The sequence below is a fragment of the Bacillota bacterium genome, from assembly GCA_036504675.1.
GTDB lineage: Bacteria > Bacillota > Sulfobacillia > JAJYWN01 > JAJZPE01 > DASXUT01.
The window spans coordinates 1-8,282 of record DASXUT010000046.1; the positions used below are offsets into that span (position 1 = coordinate 1).

General features: G+C 67.0%; 10 protein-coding genes. 2 read left to right on the top strand and 8 right to left on the bottom strand.

The genetic code is table 11. The features are described from left to right. The coding region (locus VGL40_03565; GenBank protein ID HEY3314348.1) for an NADH:flavin oxidoreductase at positions 1–700 on the bottom strand (700 nt) is incomplete at its 3' end. A 148-nt stretch (positions 701–848) separates the two neighbouring features. Here VGL40_03565 and VGL40_03570 point away from each other — a divergent pair. Further along, positions 849–1,115 carry a hypothetical protein gene (locus tag VGL40_03570; GenBank protein ID HEY3314349.1) on the top strand — a complete coding sequence of 89 codons (267 nt, stop codon included), beginning with the start codon at positions 849–851 and terminating at the stop codon, positions 1,113–1,115. Between the two features lie 69 nt (positions 1,116–1,184). Here VGL40_03570 and VGL40_03575 read toward each other — a convergent pair whose 3' ends face one another. The 7 genes from VGL40_03575 to VGL40_03605 form a co-directional block, all read right to left on the bottom strand. Continuing rightward, positions 1,185–2,351, bottom strand: coding sequence for a thiolase family protein (locus tag VGL40_03575; protein ID HEY3314350.1), 1,167 nt, complete (start codon positions 2,349–2,351; stop codon positions 1,185–1,187). A 23-nt stretch (positions 2,352–2,374) separates the two neighbouring features. Then, a complete protein-coding gene (locus VGL40_03580; GenBank protein ID HEY3314351.1) occupies positions 2,375–3,205 on the bottom strand; it encodes a 3-oxoacyl-ACP reductase family protein in 831 nt (276 codons plus the stop codon). Between the two features lie 74 nt (positions 3,206–3,279). Further along, on the bottom strand, positions 3,280–3,603 hold the full coding sequence (locus tag VGL40_03585) for an SCP2 sterol-binding domain-containing protein (GenBank protein HEY3314352.1): 324 nt from the start codon (positions 3,601–3,603) through the stop codon (positions 3,280–3,282). Positions 3,604–3,689: 86 nt separating this feature from the next. Next, a complete protein-coding gene (locus VGL40_03590) occupies positions 3,690–4,679 on the bottom strand; it encodes an MBL fold metallo-hydrolase (protein ID HEY3314353.1) in 990 nt (329 codons plus the stop codon). 46 nt (positions 4,680–4,725) lie between these two features. Then, positions 4,726–5,301, bottom strand: a complete 576-nt coding sequence (locus tag VGL40_03595) for a TetR/AcrR family transcriptional regulator (protein HEY3314354.1) — start codon at positions 5,299–5,301, stop codon at positions 4,726–4,728. Positions 5,302–5,321: 20 nt separating this feature from the next. Beyond that, a complete protein-coding gene (locus VGL40_03600) occupies positions 5,322–6,509 on the bottom strand; it encodes a CaiB/BaiF CoA-transferase family protein (GenBank protein ID HEY3314355.1) in 1,188 nt (395 codons plus the stop codon). Positions 6,510–6,524: 15 nt separating this feature from the next. After that, positions 6,525–7,703, bottom strand: coding sequence for an acyl-CoA dehydrogenase family protein (locus VGL40_03605; GenBank protein HEY3314356.1), 1,179 nt, complete (start codon positions 7,701–7,703; stop codon positions 6,525–6,527). A gap of 397 nt (positions 7,704–8,100) precedes the next feature. Between VGL40_03605 and VGL40_03610 the strand changes: the two genes are divergently transcribed. Continuing rightward, the coding region (locus tag VGL40_03610) for a hypothetical protein (protein ID HEY3314357.1) at positions 8,101–8,282 on the top strand (182 nt) is incomplete at its 3' end.

An 8,282-nucleotide genomic window follows, 5' to 3' on the forward strand; every position in this document is an offset into this window, starting at 1 on the left:
CATTGGCCAAATGGAGGCCACCCTCAAGCATGTCGTCGGAACCGAGGCGGAACATCAGGACCCGGTCCATACCCACCCGGCGCCGGACCTCCCTGACCACTTCCAAGGGCAGGCGCAGACGATTGGCCGGGCTCCCGCCGAACCCGTCCTCGCGGCGGTTGGTGTAGGGCGAGAGGAACTCGTTCAAGAGATAACCATGGGCTCCATGGATCTCGATAAGGTCGAACCCGGCCTCGACGGCCCGCCGGGCGGCCTGGCCGAAGGCCCTGACGATATCGGGAAGTTCCTCCGCGGGGAAGGGCTCCGGCACCTCCTTGTCGCCGGGGACGACGACGTTCGACGGACCGCGCGGCGTCCGGCCGGCGACCCCGGAGGTCGTCCGGCTGCCGGAGTGGGTGATTTGGATCCCCACCAGCGAACCGGCCCGCTTGACGGCCTCGGCCAGGCGGCTTAGGCCCGGGATGAGGGCATCGTCGTAGATTCCCAGCTGGCGTTCCCCGGCCCGGCCGTCCGGGCGAACGTAGGAGTGCTCGACCATGATCACCGCGACGTCCCGGCCGGCCCTGGCCGTGTAGTGGTCGACGTGGCGGTCGGTGACGCTGCCGTCGGGAGGGGCCATGTTGTTGGCCATCGGCGGCATGACGATGCGGGTCTGGAAGGTCAATCCCTTGACCGTCAACGGGGTGAACAACCCGGCCACTTCACCGTCTCCCTTCATGGAAACTGAGGCCTTGATCGTCGAGGGTTGTCAGCCGAAGTCTGGAAAAAGGCCCTTGGTCTGCAGGTTATCTTACCCTGTCGGAGAGAAGTGCACCCGACGACGGCGGACGCTGAGGAGGCCTCACCTCTTGACCAGCCAAGACCGGAACCCGGCTACGGACGGTCGTCCCCTCAATCAGGCTCACCTCTCGGTCCTCCACGGGATGATCGGCGGCGGCAATCGCCGCTGGACGGCGGCTCTCCTGCGGGACTACGCCCCCATCAAGGACCTGGCCGAGCTGACCTCGGTCCTCGAGGGCTTGGTCGCTCTGGGCCTGGTCGACAAGGTGTCCAACGGTCTCTACGCCCTGACCGATGCCGGCCGTCGAGAGCTCGGCCGGGAATACGGCTACTAGCCGGAGGCCAGGTGTGGACGAGACTGGAAGGGGACGACGCCCGCGGGCGCCGTCCCCTTCCAGTCGGACTCAGCCGCCGTCAGGAAACCCGCCCCAAGAAACCCGTTCGATGATGGTCGCCGTGCCCAGGCCCAGGCCGATGCACATGGTCACCAACCCGTAGCGGGCCCGGCGCCGTTCCAGTTCGTAGGCCGTGGTCATGATCAGCCGCGCCCCGCTGGCCCCCAGAGGATGCCCCAGGGCGATGGCCCCGCCGTTGACATTGAGTCTGGCCGGGTCGGCCTTGGTCTCGGCCAGCCAGGCCAGGGGCACCGAAGCGAAGGCCTCGTTCACTTCGAAGAGGTCGATGTCCTGGAGCTTCAGACCCGCCTTCTTGAGGACCTTCGGGGTGGCCGTCAGCGGGCCGGTCAACATGATCGTCGGGTCGACCCCGACCACGGCCGTGGCCACGATCCGAGCGATCGGCGTCAGGCCGAGTTCCGCGGCCTTCTTCTCCGAAGCCAGCAGAACCATGGCCGCGCCGTCGGAAATCTGGCTCGCGTTGGCCGCCGTCACCTTACCGTCGGTCTTGAAGGAAGGCTGCAGGGCGGCCATCTTCTCCATCGAGGTCTCCCGCCTGATCCCCTCGTCTTTGGCCACGGTGACCGGTCGGCCCTCGAAGGTCGTCTCGACCGGCATGGTTTCCCGGTCCAGCCGACCGGCGTCCTGGGCCGCCGCCGCCTTGCGGTGACTTTCCAGGGAGAAGCGGTCGAGGTCCTCCCGGCTCAGGTTCCACTTGTCGGCGATCATCTCGGCCGAGATCCCTTGCGGGACCATCAGATACTTGTCCGTCAAGCGCTGGCTGAAGTCGCCCCCGTCCGAGCCCATCCCCACTCGGCTCATCGCCTCGATGCCGCCGGCGATGACCAGGTCCATCTGGCCGGCCATGATCGCCTGGGCCCCGAAATGGACGGCCTGCTGACTCGAGCCGCACATCCGGTTGACCTGGACCCCCGGGACCTCCACCGGGAACCCGGCGATCAGCAGGGCCACCCGGGCGACGTTGAATCCCTGTTCGCCAAGGGGCGTCACGCAGCCGAGGATGACGTCCTCGACCTGGGCCGGGTCGATCCCGGAGCGGGTGACCAGGCCGCGCAGGTTGGCCGCCGCCAGCTCATCGGCGCGGGTCTGCGACAGCGAACCCCGCCGCCGGCCGAAGGGTGTCCTGACGGCGTCGACCACGTAAGTATCAACCACGGGCACCAGTCCTCCCTTTGACTCTAGAAGGTGAAGAGCTCGATGCCTCCTGAGACGTTGAGGGCGACGCCGGTGATGTATCTTGCTTCTTCAGTGGCCAGGAAAACGATGGCGTGAGCGACGTCGTCCGGCTCGCCGGGCCGGCGGAAGGCCGTCCGGGCGATCATCCGCTCCCGGGCCTTCGGGTTGGTGAAGTTGAAGGCCTCCGTGGCGATGATTCCCGGGACGACCACGTTGGCGTTGATGTTGTGCTTCGCCCCTTCCAGGGCCAACGTCTTGGTGAGGCCGATGACCCCGGCCTTGGTCGAGGAGTAGCTGGCTTGCCCGAACCCACCCAGGGTCCCCGCCACCGAGGCCAGGTTAATGATTCGGCCCCAGTTCTGTTCCTTCATGATCGGCCAGACAGCCTTGCAGCAGTTGAAGGTACCGGTCAGGTTGACCCTCAGGTCCCGCTCCCAGAACTCGCCGCTCTGGCTCTCGATCTGCCCGATGTGATCCAGCGTGGCGGCGTTGTTGACAAGGATGTGAAGGCCGCCCATCTCGGCCTTGACGCGGTCGAAGACCTCCCTGATCTGGACCGGATCGGTGACATCCAGCTTCATCGCGAAGGAACGGCGGCCCATCTCCCGGATGGCCGCCGAGGTCTTCTCGGCGTAGACCACGTTTCCTGACCGCATCATCTGAGCCAGGGGTCCGTATCGGTCGGCCTCCGGACTCTGGTCGCTCTCGATGAGGATATCGGTGATGACCACGTCGGCCCCGGCCTTGGCCAAAGCCAAGGCATCCGCCCGCCCGAGCCCGCGCGATCCCCCGGTGACCAGGGCCACCTTACCAGCGAGGGAAAACACGCTCATCCCTCCAGTATAGAGCCCTCCGGCCGGCCCCCGCCGGGGCCGGCCGGAAGGCGTTCCTTAGCCGAAGACCTTGGTCAACCGATAAGCGTCTGCAGTTTCATCGCCAAGGCCATGTCGCCGGCGATCCGCAACCGGCCGCTCATGAAGGCGGCCGTCCCGTTGAGCTTGCCGGCGGCCATGTCCTTGAAGTCGGCCACGCTCATCGTCACCGTGCAGTTGGCCTTGTCCGGCGTGCCCTCGCTGATGACGCCCTTGCTATCGGCGATCTTCACCTGCCAGGTCCCGCCGTCCTCACCGCTCAGGACGAATTGGTAGATCGCATTCAGGCCGGCCAGCCGGCCGGAGTTCTGAGCCATCTTGACGCCGATCTCGGCGAAGACTTCCTTGGTGGTAACCATCTTCTCTTCTCCCCTCCCGATGCTCTGTTCTTCTGGGAAGGACCGGGCCATGACAACAAATCACCGGCGCCGAGGCCGTGAGACTTTCACCCCCTAAGAACTCGCTTGAAGCCGACCGTCGGTCCGTCTTCCCGCCTGACCACCCGGCCCTCGTCCTCGAGGACCTCCAGGTGTCCGAAAACCTCCGACAGCCCCAGGAAGAGGGCGGCCGCCGGCAGGTCCGGGAAGAGCTTCCGGCAGACCTCGAAGGGCGTGTTCTCCCGCTCGCCCATCTCGGTCAGGATGGTGTCCTTGCGGACTTCGTGGAAGGCCAGCCGCGACCGGATCAAGCCCTGGTGATCGGTGATCTCCTGGCCGTGGCCGGGAAGGATGACCGAGAATTCCATCGCCGCCAGGCGGCGCAGGGTCCCCAGGTAGGTCGCCAGGCTGTGATAGCCGCCGTTACCTTGGCCGTTCTCTTCGATCAGGGCGTTGGACGAGATCTCCTTGAGGAGGGTGTCGCCGCTGATCAGCAGGCCGTCCTGCGGGCGGTGGAGACAGATCGCCGCGCGGGCATGCCCGGGGGTGTAAAGGACGGCGAAGTCCCCGGCTCCGGTGCGGATGATCTCCCCCTCGTCGACGTACCGGGCGATCCGGGCACCGGTGCCGAACTTGGAGGCCCAACGGCTGGCCCGCCCGGCCACCGCCCTGACCTCCGGCGGCACGCCCATCCTCAGCATCAACGGGGTGAAGTCGGCCGCCCGGTTCCGCCAATACTCCTCGTAGTCCTCGAAGTAGTCGCGGGTCAGGCGGTGGGCGACGATCCCCGCCCCGCCGGCCCCGGCCACCCTGGCCGCCTGGCCGCAGTGGTCCTGGTGCGGGTGAGTGATGACCACCTGTTCGACCTGGTCGAGTCGATGGCCCCGCTCTTCCACGGCCTCGCCCAGGGTCCGCCAGGCTTCATCGGTCAAGGGCCCGGCCTCGATCAGGGTCACTGGCTTTCCCGGGATCAGGTAGACATTGACGGGCCCGACCGGAAAGGGCGTCGGCACGGGGATCCTGACGATCCCGAGGTTCATTTCGTCGGAAGTCGGCAAAGTCGATCCTCCATGGTCCTCTTAGTGGTCCAAGCTTCTTCCCCTGTCAACCCCGCTTCAGCCCTTCGTAGAAGAAGCTCCAGACGAGGTCGGAAATCTCCCGGTGGTCGAGGCGGCCCTCCGGGTCAAACCACCGATAGGTCCAGTTGCAGGCGCCGATGATGGTCAGGGCGGCCATCTTCGTGTCGAGGGGCCGGAAGTCCCCGGAGTCGACCCCGTCCCGGATGATCTGCTCAAAGAGGAGACGGTAACGCTTGCCGCCCTCTTCCTCCGCCGTCTTCTGCTCCGCGGCCAGGGCGGCCTGGCTGTCGCGCAGGAAGATGGTCAACATGCCGAGGTTTTCGGCGATGATCCGGATGTGCGCCTGGACCGCCTCGCGAAGGCGGTCCCGGGCCGGGCGGTCGGACTCGACGATCCCCTGCAGTTCCTCGATGTAGCGGGCGAGCGACCTGGTGACGATCTGTCCGAGAAGGTCCTCCTTGCTCGTGATGTAGTGATAGAGGCTGCCCTTCTGCAGACCAACGGCGTCGGCCAGATCCTGCATCGATGCGGCGTGGTAGCCCTTCTCCTGGAACAACCGGATGGCGGCGGACAGGATCTCCTCGGACTTGCCGGGATTCATCGGCTTTCCCCCCCGGTCGTTCAGGTGCGGATCACTCCGGCCTGGGCCCACGCCCGGATGTTCGCTGCGGAAATCCCCAAATCCTGCAGGATAGCGGCGGTATCCCGGCCTAGGGCCGGGGCCGGCCTCGGACCGAGGACGGGTCCGGCCGGATCACTCCCTCCCCTCACCGCCACGGGAAAGCCGTCGTCCGGAGGTCGTCCGGCGGCCATCGGCCCGCCGACGGCCTCGGCCAGAGGCACCACCGGGGTCAGACAGCAGTCGTGAAGGGCGGCGAAGCCCTCCCACTCGGTCCGGGTGCGGGCGGCAAAGACCGCGGCCACCTCGGCCGTCATGGCCCGCTGCTGGGCGGACGGGCCGAACTGACGGTCGACCCAGGCCGGACGCTCCACTCCGGCACAGAAGGCCGCCCAGAACTTCGGCTCCAGGGCGCCGAGAGCCATGGTCCCCCCGTCGGCCGTCGAGTAGACATTGTAACAAGCCAGGTTCCCGGCCAGGGGCAGGCCGTCGGGTCCCGGGTAGCGGCCGCTGCCCGCGCCTTCGGCCCGCTGGAGGACCCCGATGATCCTCAAGCCGTCGAGCATGGCGACGTCGAGATGGCAACCTCGCCCGGTCCGGCCGCGGGCCACCAGGGCCCCCAGGACGGCGACCACGGCCAAGAGCCCGCCGCCGGCCACGTCGGCCAGCTGGATGGGAGGAGGCAAGGTGCGGCCGGCCCCATCGGTCAGATAGGCCAGGAGCCCGGAGAGGCCGAGGATGTTCAGGTCGTGGGCCGCCGTCTGACGCGGCCCCGGGCCCTGTCCGAAAGCGGTCAGCGAGCAGTAGATCAACCCGGGGTTGGCCCCCGCCAGCTCGTCGAAGCCGAGGCCCAGACGGTTCATGACCCCCGGCCGGAAGCCCTCCAGAAGGACGTCGGCCCGCCAGGCCAGGGCCATCAGAACCTCCCGCCCCCTCGGGTCCTTAAGGTCCACGGCCAGGCTGCGCTGGCTTCGGTGGAGGTGCTCAAAGTAGAGGTTGCCCCGGGGGCCCAGAGGCGGCATCCCGCGAAGATAGTCGCCGGTCGTCGGCTCCTCGACCTTGACCACGTCGGCTCCCATTGAAGTCAGCAGCCACGAAGCCACTCCGCCCGGCAAGAGGCGGGTCAGGTCGAGGACCCTCAGGCCATCGAGGAAAGACGAGGCCCCCCGCGCCGACCCCACCCCTTCCACCGCCCCCGCCCCCTTCTACAGACCCAACTCATTGCTGATCACCTCGAGCATGACCTCGTCGGTCCCGGCGGCGATCCGCCAGGCCCTGGCGTCCCGCCAGATCCGCTGAACCTCGCTCTCCATCATGTAGCCCATCCCGCCGTGCAACTGCAAGGCGAAATCGGCCGCGGCGAAGGCCGTCCGGGCGGCGAAGAGCTTGCACATGGAGATCTCCTTGACCGGGTACTCGCCCTTCTGGACCCGCCACGCCGTCGCGTAGACCAACTGCCTGGCGGCCTCCAGGGCGGTGGCGTGCTCGGCCAGGTGATGACGGTTGGCCTGAAACTTGCCGACCGGCCGCCCGAACTGGATCCGCTCGCCGCCATACTTGATGGCCAGGTCGAGGGCCCGCTGCCCGCCGGCGACCGAGCCGGCCGCCCCGATCAGCCGCTCCCCCTGCAGTTCCCACATGATGTGGTAGAAGCCCTGATTGACCTGCCCCAGCAGGTTCTCGGCCGGTACCCGACAGTCTTCAAAGACCAGTTCGGCCGTGTCCGAGCTGTGTAATCCGACCTTTTCCAAGCGTCGGGCGACGGCGAAGCCGGGGGTCCCCTTCTCGACGATGAAGAGGGACAGCCCGGCCCATTGTTGTTCCTTGTCCGTGCGGGCTACGACCACGACAAAGTCGGCCCGGCAACCATTGGTGATGAAGCGTTTTGAACCATTCAGGACGTAGCTATCGCCGTCCCTGACGGCCGACATCCGGATGGCCGCCACGTCCGACCCGGCTTCGGGTTCGGTGATGGCCAGGGCGCTGACCTTCTCCCCCTTTATCGCCGGGCCGAGGAAGCGCCGCTTCTGTTCATCGGTCCCGAACTTGTGGATCGGCGGAGTGGCCATCTCCGTGTGGACCTCGACGGCCGTGGCCAGGCCGCCGGAGCGGCAGCCGGCCAACTCCTCGGCGAGGACGATCGCCGTGTAGTAGTCCCCGCCCTGACCGCCATACTCTTCGGGGTAGCGAAGGCCGAGGAACCCTTGAGCCCCCAGCCTCCTGAAGACCTCTTCGGGGAACCCCCCGGCCTCTTCCCACTCGTCGGCATGCGGAGCCAGCTCCCGTTCGACGAACCGCCGGACCGACCGCCGCAATTGCTCATGCTCGTCGCCAAAGATGAAATGCCCCACCCACCAGCCCTCCCCAAGAAGAATCAAGCTCATCACGGATGCCGGATCGGGGTACGCGGCGTCGGGCGCTCGGCCTCTACCAAACGTTCGGTAGATTTAAGAAAATTATAGCAACCGTTGCATGGACCCGTCAACCGGATTGTCGGCCCAGGGAGAGTAGACTCCTTGTCTTGGGCCTCCGACACTGGTCGCCCCGTTGTCGCATTTCGTTGGACGAAAGTCACTCCCCCACCGTAGGAACCGCCCCCTCCCTGAAGAAAGGCCAATATCGGATGGGATTTCTTGGAACCGCCGGCCCCCCGCCTCGGCCACTCAACGCCGCCGGCGCCGCCCGTGAGGAGGTGAGCGCGGTCCGGGTCGGACGCCCTCCCGCAGTGTCCGTACCAACGGGACCGGAGGACGCGACAACTCCACGGAGGTGAATTAGCCAATGAGCATCCGAACCAAGCGGAAGGGGCTCGTCGCCGTCGTCTTCGCGCTGGTCCTCGTCCTTGGCCAGCCGGCGCTGGCCCAGGCGGCCGTTCCGACCCCCGAAAGCGTGCTTGGTTACTCCATCGGGGCGGACTATCACCTGACCGAGTGGGCCAAGATCGTCGACTACTTCGACCAGCT

What these genes read in the sequence shown, in the direction of transcription:
- VGL40_03605 (HEY3314356.1), bottom strand. Translation starts at nt 7,703, where the DNA reads ATGAGCTTGATTCTTCTTGGGGAGGGCTGGTGGGTGGGGCATTTCATC.
- VGL40_03585 (HEY3314352.1), bottom strand. Translation starts at nt 3,603, where the DNA reads ATGGTTACCACCAAGGAAGTCTTCGCCGAGATCGGCGTCAAGATGGCT.
- VGL40_03595 (HEY3314354.1), bottom strand. Translation starts at nt 5,301, where the DNA reads ATGAATCCCGGCAAGTCCGAGGAGATCCTGTCCGCCGCCATCCGGTTG.
- VGL40_03580 (HEY3314351.1), bottom strand. Translation starts at nt 3,205, where the DNA reads ATGAGCGTGTTTTCCCTCGCTGGTAAGGTGGCCCTGGTCACCGGGGGA.